Here is a 15,362-nt window from a genome sequence, read left to right on the forward strand (position 1 = left end):
CCTCACAAACACACGGAAAAAAACCGCTTAAAAAAGCGGTTTTATTCGTTAAATTGCAAATATTGCTTTAAGCCTTGCTAGTGTGTCAGCAGAAACTGAACCCTCACTGACTGCAAGTAATTGCTTTAAGTAATAATAAACATCGGCTTTTTCACCACGGTGTTTATCATCTAACATCGCAACTTGTTCTGTCATACGTAACTGACTATCAGCAGACTCAACACCTGCAAGAATCTCGATACGTGTTAAGAGCTGCTCAGCAGTTAAGCTAGTCGTTAATGAAGCTTGGAATTGCGACGGCAGTTCACTGCCGCTCTCAAGAGCTGCAAACAAAGCCGTTAACTTAGACTGCTCTGCTTGCTTGCTGATCAGCGCTGTTTTTGCGCTAATCGCGGTCTCTAACTGAGTCACGCGTGCCGATAATGCTTTTGAGTACTCAAGCTCTGCAAGCTTCACTGTTAAATCTTTAAGCTGTGCAAGGTGCACCACGGTCTCAAGTGCAGACTCAAGCTCACTTAATTGCTCTGCGGCAACTTCGTCATTTTGTTGCTGAACTTGCTTTTGCTGTTCAAACTCGGCACTGCGCTTAGCAAAGGTGTCGTCATTAACTCGTCTGAATTGCTGCCATAAAGTGTTTTCAGCTTTCATTCCAGCAAAGCCAATAGTCTGCCATGTTTGTTGAAGTGCTTTTAGCTCCTGGCACGCAGCAGCTAAATCATCGCTTTGCGATAACTGTGTTGCTTGCTCAACAAGTGCAGCTTTTTGCTCAGCATTTGCTTTATGAAATGCAGCAAGTTGACCTTGAACTTGTGATTGCGCAGCTTTAAATTGCGTTTGTAGTTCACGGTATGTTTTAGGATCTACATTGCCTGCAGAGCGCCACGCTTTAGCGGTACGGTTAAACTTGCTTTCAAACTGCTTCCAATCAAACTCATCAGAAGAGGTATCAAGCTCTGTTAACTGCTGCATTTGCGAGATTATTTCAACGCGCTGTGCTTTAGCTTGCTCACGTTGTTGCTCCTGCTCTGCAAAATACTCACGACACGGCGCAAACAGTAATTCAATTTGTTGATCGAATAACTCGCCTTGTTGCTTTTCTGCATCAGTATCTAAACGCCCTAACTCATTCCAACGACGACGTAACTGTTTAACTTGCTCTGCGCGTTGTTTAGGGTCTGTGCACTCGGTTGCAACAAGTTCATTTACTTCAACAAGTAATGCATCACGCTTTGGCGCTGATGCGTATTTTTGCCAATCTTTTGCTTCTGCTAACTGTGTTTCTAAATCAGCTTTCAAGCTATTTAATGGCTGCTTGTAATAGTCTGTAAGTGTTGCGTATAGCTCTTCAAAACCTTTAAACACACCAAAGGCAACATTAAAGCGACCTTGGTCAATTAAGCGTTTTACATCGCGAGCTTTACGCTTAGCTGTTTGTTGATTTTTCTCAAACTTATTCGTTAGCGGTGCCATCGCTTGCTGCCAGCTGTTTACTACTTCAGCTAAATTGGCTTTAAAGCGACCTTGTAAACGACTAGGAATACTTGCCAGCTTTTTGCGTGCTATTTTTTGCTGTTGCTCAAACTGCTGTTTTAGCCCGTCAAACTCGCTTTCGTCTTCGGTTGTCGCAACTGAGTTTAATTGATCAAATGCCTCTTTAAACTCAGCAATAGCACTAACCAGTTGCGGTAACTGTTCGACTTGGTTAAATAAATTTGTTAAGTGCAGTTTTACATCACTAACATGTTTGTTCTCAGATAAGTTCGCCTCTGCTAACGCATCTTTTGCCTCTGCAACTTTTGCCTCGAGCCAATCTTGCTGAATTTGCTCTGGCGTTTCTAAGCCTAATTGCAATGCATTTTCAATTTCTTCGCCAATTGCTTCAAGGCTTGCAAGTGCTAATACTTGACGTTGTTGCTCAGCTAACGCTTGCTGCGCTGCTTCATGCTCTTTACTTAAAACTGCAATATGAGATTCAAGCTTTTGCGTAATCGCTGAATATTTTTTATCTAGCGTGCTTACTTGCTCATCGCTCAGCCATTTTAGTTCGATAGCTTGCCACTGCTGTAATAACTCAGCATGTTGCATCGACACTAACTGAAAGTCATTTTTATCACGAAGCGCATTAAGCTTTGCTAATACTACACGTGTATCAGCTTCTACTTTGGCAGGCATTTCTATCGCTAAGCGTTCATTGTCAAGATGAGTCGCCAGTTGTGTGTGTGCCTCACCTTTTGCATGCTTTAATAGTGATTTAGCAAGTTGATGATTAATCACAAGCTCAACAAGTTGCAATTGCAGCTCTTCACGGCCTTCTTTAAAAGCTTTATCAATTAAGCTTGGGTTTGCTAAACGCTTTAATAACTTAACACGAACTTGAAGTTCTTTTTCTGCAAAGGCGAGTTTCTCAAGAGTTTTGACTGGTGCATAACGCTCAATAAACTCATTTTTGATATTTGCATCTAGCTGGCTATCGGTATTTAAAACCGCTTGGTTAATATGCTGTTCTGCAACGTCTTTAAGTGCTTGGTCTTGCTTGTATGCTTGCCACCATAAAACAATATCGTTCACTTTATTTAATGCTTTTTTGCGGATCTCAGCTGAGCTGTCTTCAAGGGCAATGCTATTTAAGATGCTAAGGTCACGCTCTGTATCAAGACGTTCTACCGCAGCTAAACGCACTTGGTTTTTAGGATGCTTCCACTTTGGAGTAAACAGGTGTTTAAAGATCATTTTCACTAAACCTAGCTATTTCATTTTCTGATGCGAATTCTTTTTGCAATTGAGCTTTGCTCTTTTGCACCATTTCACCATTTGCGCCAATGGTAAACTGCTCATTGCTTTGCGAAACTTTAGCTTGATAAAGCATCACGAGTTGAACGGTTTGTTGTTTTTGTTCTTCAGACAAAGGAGTGCCGTCAGGCCACTTACCCGTTGAGGCACCATACTGAAGACGTTCAAATACTTCTGGGGTGATATTTTTAACGATGTGATCAATATTCATGTTACTTTTTCTTTTTTAAAACAACTAAATAGATGCGGCTTACAAGATACCACACAAAACCTACTGCCATTGCCGATGTATAGGCATACCACTCAAGAGACTTTGCTTCGGGGTGCATAAAGTAATAACAGAAAAAGCCCCCTAAAAATAAAATCAGTGCGAGGAAAGACTGATTCATAAACTTTTGTTGTCTACGAATGCGCGTTTCTTTTTGCATTTGCTGCAATTGCTCATTGCTTAGATCGGTGACTTGGCATTCACAATGCGGGCATTGCTTATGTTTGTCAGATATTGATTTTGCACACTGCGGGCAACTAATAATCGCCATATCTTTCTCCATACTACGCATAAAAAAGGCGCCTTTAGGCGCCCTTTATTGTACTTGTTTTATGAGTCGATGTCTTATTTGAATTTCATTCATTTGTGAAGATTCGAAAACCTGCACAACTAAATTCACTACAAAAACTCAAAAACCTGATTTATTGTTTCTGTTTCGCCTTTTCAGCTAGACGCTTTTCCCAGAAAGTCGCATTTTTAATGCCTAATTTAACTGGATCAAAAGTGATTTCGCCACCGGCTTTCTTTTGATCTTCGTAATCACGTAAGCAGTTAAGGGCAGGTTTTGCGACAAAGAAAATAGCCAAAATACCGACAATGTTAATCCAGGCCATTAAGCCTACGCCAATATCACCAATATTCCAGATATAACCAGAGCTGTTTACCATGCCGTAAGCAACCATAAACATGATGACTAGCTTAACAATAACCAGTGGAATGTTGCCTTTGAAATAACGGTTTAAGTAAGCAACGTTCGTTTCAGCAATATAGTAATAAGCAAGAATTGTGGTAAATGCGAAGAAGAATAAAGCAATACCAACGAATGCTTCACCAAAGCCACCAAATACGCTAAATAATGCCATTTGTGTGAAAGCAGCAGAGCCTACTTCTGTTGCCGCATCAACGTTTTGCACAATGAATTGACCTGCAGGTAACTCACCCACAATGTTGTATTGTTTAGTGATTAGAATCATTAACGCCGTTGCTGTACAAACAAAAATGGTATCAACATAAACAGAAAATGCTTGCACTAAGCCTTGTTGAGCTGGGTGATCAACTTCAGCAGCTGATGCTGCATGTGGACCCGTACCTTGGCCTGCTTCGTTTGAGTAAATACCACGTTTCACACCCCAACCAATAGCAGCACCAAAGCCTGCTTGCGCGGTGAATGCATCAGATAAGATCATTGAGAAGATACCTGGCACTTTATCTAGGTTTAAGAACACCACGATTAAAGCTAACACGATGTAACCTAGTGCCATAAATGGCACCACGATTTGTGTGAAGTTTGCGATACGTTTAATGCCACCAAAGATGATAAATGCAAGTACAATTAAGATGATTGCAAGCGCAACAAGCTTAAAGCTACCTACTTCACCAAAGCTGGTGCTAACCAATGTGCCTTCACCAAAAACTTGTGTGAATGCATTACCTACTGCATTCGCTTGAACGCCCGGAAGGAACACACCACAAGCAATAATCGCCGATACTGCAAATAATACTGCTAACCACTTTTGCTGTAAGCAGCGGTCGAAGTAGTATGCTGGACCACCGCGATATTGACCATCTTCTTCTGATTTATAAATCTGACCAAGAGTTGACTCGGCATACGCAGTACTTGCGCCAAGGAACGCAACTATCCACATCCAAAAAATCGCCCCTGGACCACCAAAGCCGATTGCTGCAGCAACCCCGGCAATATTACCGACACCTACACGGCCTGATAACGATACAGCAAGTGCTTGGAACGAAGAAATACCCGTATCTGAATTATTAGAGCTAAGCAATAATTTACACATTTCTTTAAAATGTCTAACTTGTGCGAATCGGGTTAAAACGGAATAAAACAGACCTGCACCTAGACATAAATAAATGAGTGCACTACTCCAAATTATGTCATTAACGGCGCTTACTAAAGCTTCCATGGATATCCTCTATGATTATATTTTTTATTGTTAGTTACGATACTCAGCGTGAGCTTGTGAGAATGCGCGACACGATGACTGTGAGAAATAAAAATGAGATTTTGTTACTTCACAGCTGAACATATTGAATATTAACTTAAACCCACCAAGTTTGTTAACAGTTAATTTTCAATATGCTAAATATACCTACCTCGTTAACATTTGATACATCCTGCTCTACACCGTCATTTTTCAGTCAATAGATACAATTACGGGCATCAGTTTTGCTGATGCCCGTAAGGTTCGTTATCTTAATTTATCAACCACGTTAACAATAGCCGCTAACGTATCTTGACCAAATTGATACGAGCGACGATCTGACCAGCCGTAATCTGGATCTGGTAAATCATCGTTATCTTTAAATGGCATCTCTACCGTGTAAGCTAATGCATTAAATTCATGCGCGACAGCAGAAGAACCGACAGTTAAGTTAGCCTGGCCCGGCTCATCTTTTGGATAACCATGTTCGTCTTGGAACTCAGGCGTCACAGTTAAAAGCGCAGCTTTAAAGCTATCTTCTAACTCTTTTAAGCGATCATCGTAGCCTGGGATACCTTCACTACCCGCAACAAAGTTATAAGGAATTGCCTCGTCACCATGAATATCTAAGTGCATATCAAGGCCCGTTTCACGCATTTTGTTAAGCACTAAGAAAACTTCAGGGCTATTTTCCATGCTCGGTGTTTGCCATTCACGGTTCAAGTTAACGCCTTTAGCGTTAGTACGTAGGTGACCACGCACACTGCCATCTGGGTTCATATTTGGCACGATGTAGAATACCGCTTTAGATAATAGTGCCGCTGCATGTGGGTCTTCATCATCAAGTAATTTATGAAGTAAACCTTCAACGTACCACTCAGCCATAGTTTCGCCTGGGTGCTGGCGCGCCGTGATCCAGATTTTTTTCTTCTCACTGCTAGGAATACCCACTCGTAAAACACTCATGTCACGACCATCAAGGGTTTCGCCTAATGTTTCTAATTCACAAGCATGCTGGCTTTGTGCCCATGCTAGTAAATCTAAGTGGCGGTCATAGCTGTATGGCGCAAAGTAAGCAAAGTACATGCTGCTACACTCAGGCTCTACTTCAAATGATAGTGTGCCGTTTGCGTACTCAGATGGTACACGGAACCAAGTTTGACGGTCGTATGATGCAACCGCATGATAACCTTCCCAGCCATCAGGGTATGCTGAGTTCTCTAGGTTATTAATGTGTAATTTATGGTTTTGAAACGCAGTTGTTTCAAGACGAAAGTGAAACCACTGGAAAAAATCAGACTGATTGTCTTTATTAATTTCTAATTGAATATTCAGTGGATCAACGGCTTCAATAACCTTGATATTACCACTGTCAAAATTGCTGGTGATTTTCATTCTATAAACCTATTGGTTAAAAATAATTCTTAGCTATTCGCTTGTTAGTTAAGAATTAAGTCAACGCTCTGTAGTTAGAACGTTTTGTTAGTAATATGGTGTAGACCCTTAACAGCCTATCACATGCTGAAAATTTGCAAAAACTTTCACGACTAAAAAAGCCAGCATAATGCTGGCTTCTAGATTCTTTATAACTTAGGTATTAGCGAGGTAAGCTTGGGAAAGTTACTTCAGCCATATCACGCATACAGCGTACTACCTGACAGCTATAACCAAACTCATTATCGTACCAAACGTAAAGTACAACGCGGTTGTCATCTACGATTGTCGCTTGTGAATCAACAACACCTGCGTAACGGCTACCTACTAAGTCAGTCGATACGATTTCAGTAGACGCTGTGTAATCGATTTGATCACGAAGGTCTGAATGAAGTGCTGTTTCACGTAAGAACGCATTTAGTTCTTCAACAGTTGTACCTTTTTCAAGATTTAAGTTCAAGATAGCCATTGATACGTTTGGCGTAGGAACACGGATAGCGTTACCAGTTAGTTTACCTTCAAGCTCAGGTAAAGCTTTAGAAACCGCTTTTGCAGCACCTGTTGAAGTGATAACCATGTTAAGTGCAGCAGCACGGCCACGACGCTCAGCTTTGTGGTAGTTATCAATTAAGTTTTGGTCATTTGTGTACGAGTGAACTGTTTCAACGTGACCGTTTTTGATACCAAACTTATCGTTAAGTGCTTTTAACGTAGGGGTAATAGCATTGGTAGTACAGCTTGCTGCACAGACAATCTTATCTTCAGATTTGATATCTTGGTTGTTTACACCGTATACGATGTTTTTGATGTTGCCTTTAGCTGGTGCAGTTAATAATACTTTTGCTGCGCCTTTTGCTTCTAAGTGCTGGCCAAGGCCTGCTTCGTCTTTCCAGATACCTGTGTTATCAACAACAAGTGCGTTCTCGATGCCGTAAGCTGTGTAATCAACTTCGCTAGGAGAGTTAGCATAGATAACTTGAATGTAGCTACCGTTAGCTTTAATTGCATTACGCTCTTTATCAATTGTGATTGAGCCATTGAATGGACCGTGGATAGAGTCACGGCGAAGTAAGCTTGCACGCTTTTCTAAGTCGCCGTCTTTACCGCCACGTACAACGATTGCACGTAAACGAAGGTCTGCATAAGGACCTGACTTTTCGATTAATAGACGAGCTAATAAACGACCGATACGACCGAAACCGTATAACACAACATCACGTGGCTCTTTGCGCTCTGAGTTTGCGATTTCTGCTAGTTCGTCAGTTAAGTATTCTTCAACTGAGCGACCTTTCGCAGCATCGTTAAACAAATAACCATACGCTAGTTTACCAATATCGATACGTGCTGAGTTTAAGTCCATTTTGCTAATTGCTTCTAAGAAAGGGAAGCTTTCACGTAAACGTAGTTTTGTACCTTCAAACTGAGCAACTGTTTTGTGTGCTTTGATGATATCGATTGTACTGGCATTAACGAGAGGACGGCCATATACAGCGATTTCGATACCACGATTACGGTAAAGTCTACCAATAATAGGTTGCATACTTTCTGCGTAATCTTGACGTTCTTGCCAGCTGCTTGTGTATTCTAACTCGTGAGATGAGGTCATTTTTTTTACCTAATTAAACAATTTTGAACGGATAGCCTTAAAAAATGTGTTGTGATTTGAGAGCAACACATCTCAGGCAGGGGTATTCTAATTTAAACTCGAACGATTCTCCACTGTTACAGAACAAATCATTGCGCTAGAATAAAGTAGTACAAATTAAGTAGAGGTTAAGGAATGTTATTAAGAGCAAGCGTGTTGCTTGGTTTATTGGCATTAGCAGGCTGTGAAGATCCGCTTACACTAGCGAAAGTGTGCGACGAAACACCTGGCTTCTGCAGTGATTTAAATAAAGATAGTCACTGTAAAGAGCAACGTGCCGAGGTCATCATTCAACGTTATGTTGAATATAAGTCACCAACAGATGAAAACAAATACCAATTATTAAAGGATTTTGAGAAATACGATCAATGTGTGTCGCTTGCCGCCAAGATTGAGCATATAAAACTAAAAGAAAAAACCACGTCTCGTGTTGAGGGTCATTTAACAAGTATCAAAGAAATGACACGAATTTTTCAAGATACCAAAAATACTGACCACCCAGGCTTGTTGTATTACCATTGGTCGCGTAATAACGACCAATCTGCGTTAACTAAATTACTCGCCCTGGAAGAAAAGCAAGATAAACGGGTGACTGAAGATGCCGAAATGCAGTTTTTCTTAGCAAGCTACTACGTGAAGTTTGATGATGAAAAAACCATTGATTTGCTTTACAAAACGCTAGAGTTAAATAAAGCAGGTGAAACACCCAATCCTGAGATCTACCCTACTCTTGTGAGCTTATTCTACAAACACGAAAAGTATAAGCATGCCTACACCTTTGCACGTGTAGCACAATTATCAGGGTATGAAGATGTCGATATTTTACCTATTGAGCATCAACTCGCTGCCGCAGGCAAAAGCCTAGACAGCTTAGATGATTTAGCACAAAAAACCTACGACAGTATCCAAGAAGGAAGCTTCGTATCACCACGCGGGTTTTGATAATTCCAACTCGCTAATTTGCAGTGCTCAGACAAATAAAAAAGGCAGCTAACGCTGCCTTTTCTTATTTAGCTTTGCTTGTGCCAACTTCTACACGAGTTTTTAGCTTTTGACCTGGTCTAAAAGTCACAACTCTGCGCGCCGAAATAGGAATATCTTCACCTGTTTTCGGATTGCGGCCTGGACGTTCTTTCTTATCTCGAAGATCAAAGTTACCAAATCCAGAGAGCTTAACCTGCTCGCCTTTTTCTAGCGCTGAGCGGATTTCTTCAAAAAACGCTTCAACTAAATCTTTGGCATCTTTTTTATTGATCCCGAGTTTTTCAAATAGGTGTTCAGCTATGTCGGCTTTAGTAAGCGCCATATCTAGTCCCTCAACGATGCGTTAAATTGTTCGGCCAGTGCGGCCACCACATTATCAACTACTTGATTGATATCTTTCTCTTCGAGCGTTCTATCAACCGCTTGCAGTGTTAGAGCAATCGCCAAACTCTTATAATTTGGCTCAATACCTTTGCCCTTATACACATCGAATAAGTTTAGGTCAACCAATTGATTTCCGCCAACTTTTTCTATGACATTTAAAATATCGCCAGATTTTACGTGATCTTCCACTAAAATCGCGATATCACGGCGGTTTGACGGGAATTTCGACACTGCCACTGCTTCTGGTAATTTTCTTTTTTCTAGTGCAGACATTTCGATTTCAAACACAAATGCTGTGTTGTTGATATCTAGTGACTTTTGCACCTGTGGGTGCACTGCACCAAAGAAACCTACTTTTTTACCATCAACATAAATAACGGCTGATTGGCCTGGATGTAAGCCATCAGACTGCTCTGCTTTTATCTCAAAACGTGATGAATCGTTACTAATTGCTAAAAGTGCTTCAACATCACCTTTTAAGTCATAGAAATCAACGCTACGCTTTTCTTGAACCCAATGTTCACCGTGTGCAAGACCAGAGATTACACCACCAATGACAGCCACTTGGTTTACACCGTTTTCAGCATTTTCGTCACGTAAGAATTTTAAGCCGTGCTCAAATAAGCGTACACGTGGTTGCTGACGGTTTTGATTATAAACTAGAGACGCTAATAGACCCGGCATCAAGCTCACGCGCATTGCTGACATTTCAACAGAAATTGGGTGTGGTAATACAAGCGCATCACTTTGCGGGTGTAAAATTGCTTGTGCTTTTGGATCAACGAAGCTGTACGTAATTGCTTCTTGGTAACCACGAGTAACAAGCGTATTGCGGAATTTAGTTACCGCAACATGTGACTCGTCATGATTAGTCATTTTTAATTTAGCAGTTGGTGCAACGTTAGGAATGCTGTTATAGCCGTAAACACGCGCAACTTCTTCAATTAAATCTTCTTCAATACGAATATCAAAGCGATAGCTAGGTACGTCAGCACTCCATACACCATCAACAATTTTCACGTCTAAACCTAAACGCGTTAGGATGTCAGTTACTTTTGCATCATCAATATGGTGGCCAATTACACGGTCTAAACGCTCACGACGTAAACGCACTTCTGTTACTTTTGGTAACTTGTCAGTTGCGACTGCTTCAACAACTGGGCCTGCATCACCGCCAACAATCTCAAGAAGTAATGCTGTCGCACGTTCCATTGCATCTTTTTGCAGTGCAAAATCGACACCACGCTCGTAACGGTGTGACGCATCAGTGTGTAAACCGTAGCTACGTGCTTGACCAGCAATAGCGACAGGATTAAAGAACGCACTTTCTAATAAAATATCTGATGTTGCTTCAGTTACACCTGATTTTTCACCACCAAAAATACCTGCAATAGCAAGCGCTTTGTTGTGATCAGCAATAACAAGCGTAGACTCGTTTAGTTTAGCTGTGTTGCCATCTAACAGAACTAACTCTTCACCCGCGTTTGCGCTACGTACTTTAATACCACCTTCAATCGCATTTAAATCAAATGCGTGCATTGGGTGACCTAGCTCTAATAACACGTAGTTTGTTACATCAACAACAGGGTCAATTGAGCGAATACCACTGCGACGAAGCTTCTCTACCATCCAAAGAGGTGTTTCTGCATCAAGGTTGATACCTTTAATTACACGACCTAAATAACGAGGACACGCTTCATCATTCACAAGCTCAATCGATACTTTGTCATCAATCGTTGCAGCAACTGGTGCGATTTCAAGTGTGTTTACATCAACACTGTTAAGTACGCCTACTTCACGCGCTAGGCCTTTAATACCTAGGCAATCACCACGGTTAGGTGTTAAGTCAACATCAATAATGTTGTCGTCTAGGCTTAAGTACTCACGTAAATCAGTACCGATTGGTGCATCACTTGGTAATTCCATGATGCCATCACCTTCTTCGCTGATACCTAACTCAACGAATGCGCACAGCATACCGTGTGAAGGTTGACCACGAAGTTTGGCTTTTTTAATTTTGAAGTCGCCAGGTAATACAGCGCCAACTGTCGCAACAGCTACTTTTAAACCTTGACGACAGTTAGGTGCACCACACACGATATCAAGTAGCTCATCACCACCTACGTTTACTTTAGTTACACGTAATTTATCAGCATCTGGGTGTTGACCACACTCAACAACTTCACCAACAACAACGCCTGTGAATTCTGCTGCTGCAGGCTCAACACCGTCAACTTCAAGACCAGCCATTGATAACTGTTCCGAAAGAGCCTGTGTGTCGATTGCTGGGTTAACCCACTCTCTTAACCACTTTTCACTAAATTTCATTTTATATCTTCACTCTTAACGGAACTGGTTTAGGAATTTTAAATCGTTTTCGAAAAATGCACGTAAGTCGTTTACGCCGTAACGCAACATAGTCAAGCGCTCTACACCCATACCGAATGCGAAGCCCGTGTATTTTTCTGGATCAATACCCACTGATTTAAGAACGTTAGGGTGAACCATGCCACAGCCTAATACCTCTAACCACTTGCCGTTTTTACCCATAACATCAACCTCAGCTGATGGTTCAGTAAATGGGAAGTAAGAAGGACGGAAACGGATTTCCATATCTTCTTCAAAGAAGTTACGTAAGAAGTCGTGCAGAATACCTTTTAACTCAGTGAAGCTTACATCTGTATCAACCATTAAGCCTTCCACTTGGTGGAACATTGGCGTGTGTGTTTGGTCATAATCGTTACGATAAACACGACCTGGTGAAATGATACGTAATGGTGGCTGCTCAGTTTCCATAGTACGGATTTGTACGCCACTCGTTTGTGTACGTAACACAAGCTTAGGGTTGAAATAGAAAGTATCGTGATCAGCTCGCGCTGGGTGGTGCTCAGGAATATTTAGCGCATCGAAGTTATGAAAATCATCTTCAACTTCAGGACCTGATTTAACCGCAAAACCTAACTCACCAAAAAAGCTTTCAATACGTTCAATAGTACGAGTTACTGGGTGTAAGCCACCTGTTGGCATAACACGACCCGGTAAAGTTACGTCGATCGTTTCTGCAGCTAGTTTCTCTTCAAGAGCCTTACTTGCTAGTAACTCACGCTTTTCGTTAATGGCTGTTTGTACTTCTTGTTTTGCTTGGTTAATCACTTGACCCGCTTCTTTACGCTCTTCAGGGGCAATCTTGCCTAGCGTTTTAAGTAAGCTGGTGATTTCACCTTTTTTACCAAGGTAATTAACCCTGATATCTTCTAGTTGCGCGATTTCATTCGCACTGGCAACTGCCTCAAGTGCTTGCGCTAAAATATTTTCTAAGTTCATTGAGTACCTGGTCTTTCACAGAAGGATTTTTGTAATAGCTAATGATAACTGAAAGCAAGGACTAGATTCTAGCCCTACTAAAGCTTTAACGTTGATTTTATAAAAGGAATTGTTAATTTTCTTTGTGCAGCCATTGAGGCATGGTCAAGTTTGTCTAAAACGTCTAATAATGCACGCATATCACGGCTTAATCGCGTTAATAAAAAGCGCGCACATTCATCAGTTAGTTCAAGGCCGCGCATATGAGCACGGCGTACGAGGGCTTCCGCTTTATCATCATCGCTCATAGAGCGAATTTGTAATGTTGTGCCCCACTTCAAACGCGATACTAAATCAGGAAGATTGATATGCAGCATGTCAGGTAATAAATCAGCTGTAACCACAAGGTATTTGCCCGGCTCATTGAAACGATTAAAAAAGTTAAATAATCCTTTCTCCCATGCATCGTTGCCTGCTACTAAGTGCACGTCATCGATACATAACACATCAAGATTTTCCAGACCTTCAAGCACAACAGGACCATAATCAATCACTTCACGCATTGAAAGTAACATGGTTGATAAACCGCGCTCTTGGGCATGAATACAGGTCGCATACAATAGGTGGGATTTACCTGAATCACCTAAACCGCATAAGTAGGTATATTGAAATTTATTACTGAGCTTTGTGAACGCATCTTTAAGGTGACTCACTTCAAGAGAGTTTTCGCCACCAAAATAAGAAGTAAATGTTTCATCATCAGGCAAAGTAACTGGCAATGCCATTTGCATTGGTTCTTGCACTTCGATTAAAGCCCCTGCCACTGATATTCAAGCTCATCTTTATTGACCACTTGATAAAAATCACGCGGGTCCTGATACGCTTTAAAGGCACTATCAAGTTCTAACGCTTTTCTAAAATCATTCATGCTGCCAGTGTGATTAACTATAAATTGTACGGTATCAGGCGTACGTACAGATATCACAGCGCGAGTAACAACACTTAAGCTCTCTAAACGGCGTTTAGCAAATTCAATATCAACAAAGTTATTGATACCTTTAAGATAGAAGGTTGCTGTCGCAAGTTGGCCAATCATTGTTGGATCAATGGCATATTCTGCTGCTAAACCACCTGCTAAACTGTCAATCATATCTGCAACAATTTGCTGCTTATCACCCATCAAACGATTGGTATCAAATAATTCTGCATTAGTGAAACGCCAATCTAGGATCCAGGTTTCTGAATCAGCTTGTTGGTACATTCTTGCAGTAATACTGCGCTCTGCACTATAACGACTCGATGCACGCTCTACGGGTTCTGAGAAATTACCCCACACTTCTGGGATACCAACAATAGCGCGGTCTTGTAAATCAAGTAATGGCACAACCACAGGTAAACCACGGCGACCAGCTTTGTCGTATATAAGCTGTTCAAGCTGCGGATAAGACTCTTGAGTAACCAATTCACGGCGCCAGTTATCTTCAATGCCTAACCAGATAGCCACTAAAGGACGACGCGTGCCCCACAATGGCAAGCCAAGATCTTTGATTAATGCATTAATCTTATTTGCCTCAAACTTAACAACCAGATTTAAACTTCCATCTGCTTTTTCGTCATATTCGAATTTGAGCATGTAATCTGAAATGTCACGCGTGCGCTGTTTAGCAAAAGGGTTTTGATCTGCGCTTGTATCACCACTCACTTTCACCAGCACATTTAGCAGTGCTTCACGGCTTGCTGCCAAACGAGCATCACGTGATTTGTCTGCAACTTTAAGAGTATCTTGATATAAATTAGTCACCTCAACAGCGAAAGTTGAAGCACTCGAAAATAATAATAATAAACAAATAAGTAATCTAGACACAGGCCATTAGTTCTTGCTTTTAAACTGATTTGATCCTAAATCAAAGCCATAAACAAAGCAAAGTTAATTTAATGAACGGTAGCTGAGCAAGTTCGTGAGTTACGAGCTAGCGAGAGTAAAGTTAGCGAGTTTGAAAGGGGAAAGTTAGCGAGGGGAAAGTTGAAAGGCCTTGCGTAGGTTGGGTAGAGCGCAGCGAAACCCAACACAGAGCTATCAGCTTTCAGCCGTCAGCGATCAGCCGCGTGGTGGAGGTTTTTGGTGCTGCGTCTTCCTCTGCTGGAGGTTCTAGGTTCTAGGTTCTAGGTTCTAGGTTCTAGGTTCTAGGTTCTAGGTAAAGTGTACTTGTAGGAATGGCTTTAGCCATTAATGTTTTTGTAAAGGTCTGAATTCGGCACTGAAGTGCCTCCTACGGGGTTTTGTTGCTGAGGGTGACACTGTACTAAACAACCACACAATTCAACTTTACCCTTGCTAACTTGTAACTCGCTAACTATTTAGCCGTGAATGTGATTGTAAAGGTCTGATTCGGGACTGAAGTGCCTCCTACTGGGGTGTTACTGAGGGAGATTCTGTGTTTCAACTGACGTCTGACGGCTGAAAGCTGACAGCTAAAACGCAAAAAAGCCCGACTCTTTCGAATCGGGCTTTCTCTTATTTGGAGCCTGGCGATGACCTACTTTCACATAGCAGCTGCTACACTATCATCGGCGCTGTTTCGTTTCACTACTGAGTTCGGCATGGGGTCAG

At 41.5% G+C, this 15,362-nt stretch carries 12 protein-coding genes and 1 rRNA gene; 1 reads left to right on the plus strand and 12 read right to left on the minus strand.

The features are described from left to right. Positions 1-48 precede the first annotated feature (48 nt). From WA256_RS13140 to WA256_RS13165, 6 genes are all read right to left on the minus strand, one after another. On the minus strand, positions 49-2,730 hold the full coding sequence (locus WA256_RS13140; RefSeq protein ID WP_335992091.1) for a DUF349 domain-containing protein: 2,682 nt from the start codon (positions 2,728-2,730) through the stop codon (positions 49-51). After that, positions 2,720-3,001, minus strand: coding sequence for a YeaC family protein (locus tag WA256_RS13145; protein WP_054561213.1), 282 nt, complete (start codon positions 2,999-3,001; stop codon positions 2,720-2,722). The genes WA256_RS13140 and WA256_RS13145 overlap by 11 nt, the downstream gene beginning before the upstream one ends. Position 3,002: 1 nt before the next feature. Further along, a complete protein-coding gene (locus WA256_RS13150; RefSeq protein ID WP_054553080.1) occupies positions 3,003-3,329 on the minus strand; it encodes a hypothetical protein in 327 nt (108 codons plus the stop codon). A 151-nt stretch (positions 3,330-3,480) separates the two neighbouring features. After that, on the minus strand, positions 3,481-4,983 hold the full coding sequence (locus tag WA256_RS13155; protein WP_062565110.1) for an alanine/glycine:cation symporter family protein: 1,503 nt from the start codon (positions 4,981-4,983) through the stop codon (positions 3,481-3,483). 285 nt (positions 4,984-5,268) lie between these two features. Further along, positions 5,269-6,396 (minus strand): M14 family metallopeptidase, encoded by a 1,128-nt coding sequence (locus tag WA256_RS13160; RefSeq protein ID WP_054561211.1) that lies wholly within the window; start codon positions 6,394-6,396, stop codon positions 5,269-5,271. A 202-nt stretch (positions 6,397-6,598) separates the two neighbouring features. Further along, the gene (locus WA256_RS13165) at positions 6,599-8,041 is read right to left on the minus strand and encodes a glyceraldehyde-3-phosphate dehydrogenase (RefSeq protein ID WP_054561210.1); all 1,443 of its coding nucleotides are present in this window, start codon (positions 8,039-8,041) and stop codon (positions 6,599-6,601) included. A gap of 174 nt (positions 8,042-8,215) precedes the next feature. On the opposite strand from WA256_RS13165, the gene WA256_RS13170 reads away from it, so the two are divergent. Continuing rightward, positions 8,216-9,022: a DUF2989 domain-containing protein gene (locus WA256_RS13170; RefSeq protein WP_058584753.1), complete on the plus strand. Its 807-nt coding sequence runs from the start codon at positions 8,216-8,218 to the stop codon at positions 9,020-9,022. A 64-nt stretch (positions 9,023-9,086) separates the two neighbouring features. Here WA256_RS13170 and ihfA read toward each other — a convergent pair whose 3' ends face one another. The 6 genes from ihfA to rrf all read right to left on the minus strand — a co-directional run. Continuing rightward, the gene (gene ihfA, locus WA256_RS13175) at positions 9,087-9,386 is read right to left on the minus strand and encodes an integration host factor subunit alpha (protein WP_002960690.1); all 300 of its coding nucleotides are present in this window, start codon (positions 9,384-9,386) and stop codon (positions 9,087-9,089) included. A 2-nt stretch (positions 9,387-9,388) separates the two neighbouring features. Then, entirely contained in the window at positions 9,389-11,776 is a 2,388-nt protein-coding gene (pheT, locus tag WA256_RS13180; RefSeq protein WP_062565109.1) for a phenylalanine--tRNA ligase subunit beta, read from the minus strand. Positions 11,777-11,791: 15 nt separating this feature from the next. After that, positions 11,792-12,772, minus strand: a complete 981-nt coding sequence (gene pheS / locus WA256_RS13185; RefSeq protein ID WP_054552893.1) for a phenylalanine--tRNA ligase subunit alpha — start codon at positions 12,770-12,772, stop codon at positions 11,792-11,794. 77 nt (positions 12,773-12,849) lie between these two features. After that, positions 12,850-13,560: a DnaA regulatory inactivator Hda gene (gene hda, locus WA256_RS13190; RefSeq protein WP_171037157.1), complete on the minus strand. Its 711-nt coding sequence runs from the start codon at positions 13,558-13,560 to the stop codon at positions 12,850-12,852. Beyond that, entirely contained in the window at positions 13,560-14,615 is a 1,056-nt protein-coding gene (locus WA256_RS13195; protein WP_253108712.1) for a DUF2066 domain-containing protein, read from the minus strand. The genes hda and WA256_RS13195 overlap by 1 nt, the downstream gene beginning before the upstream one ends. Before the next feature lie 660 nt (positions 14,616-15,275). After that, positions 15,276-15,362, minus strand: a 5S ribosomal RNA gene (rrf, locus tag WA256_RS21050); the annotation flags it as partial.

Origin of the sequence: Pseudoalteromonas sp. CH_XMU1449-3, from assembly GCF_037027245.1 — a bacterium.
Classification (GTDB): domain Bacteria; phylum Pseudomonadota; class Gammaproteobacteria; order Enterobacterales; family Alteromonadaceae; genus Pseudoalteromonas; species Pseudoalteromonas shioyasakiensis.

What these genes read in the sequence shown, in the direction of transcription:
- WA256_RS13140 (WP_335992091.1), bottom strand. Translation starts at nt 2,730, where the DNA reads ATGATCTTTAAACACCTGTTTACTCCAAAGTGGAAGCATCCTAAAAAC.
- WA256_RS13145 (WP_054561213.1), bottom strand. Translation starts at nt 3,001, where the DNA reads ATGAATATTGATCACATCGTTAAAAATATCACCCCAGAAGTATTTGAA.
- WA256_RS13150 (WP_054553080.1), bottom strand. Translation starts at nt 3,329, where the DNA reads ATGGCGATTATTAGTTGCCCGCAGTGTGCAAAATCAATATCTGACAAA.
- WA256_RS13155 (WP_062565110.1), bottom strand. Translation starts at nt 4,983, where the DNA reads ATGGAAGCTTTAGTAAGCGCCGTTAATGACATAATTTGGAGTAGTGCA.
- WA256_RS13160 (WP_054561211.1), bottom strand. Translation starts at nt 6,396, where the DNA reads ATGAAAATCACCAGCAATTTTGACAGTGGTAATATCAAGGTTATTGAA.
- WA256_RS13165 (WP_054561210.1), bottom strand. Translation starts at nt 8,041, where the DNA reads ATGACCTCATCTCACGAGTTAGAATACACAAGCAGCTGGCAAGAACGT.
- WA256_RS13170 (WP_058584753.1), top strand. Translation starts at nt 8,216, where the DNA reads ATGTTATTAAGAGCAAGCGTGTTGCTTGGTTTATTGGCATTAGCAGGC.
- ihfA (WP_002960690.1), bottom strand. Translation starts at nt 9,386, where the DNA reads ATGGCGCTTACTAAAGCCGACATAGCTGAACACCTATTTGAAAAACTC.
- pheT (WP_062565109.1), bottom strand. Translation starts at nt 11,776, where the DNA reads ATGAAATTTAGTGAAAAGTGGTTAAGAGAGTGGGTTAACCCAGCAATC.
- pheS (WP_054552893.1), bottom strand. Translation starts at nt 12,772, where the DNA reads ATGAACTTAGAAAATATTTTAGCGCAAGCACTTGAGGCAGTTGCCAGT.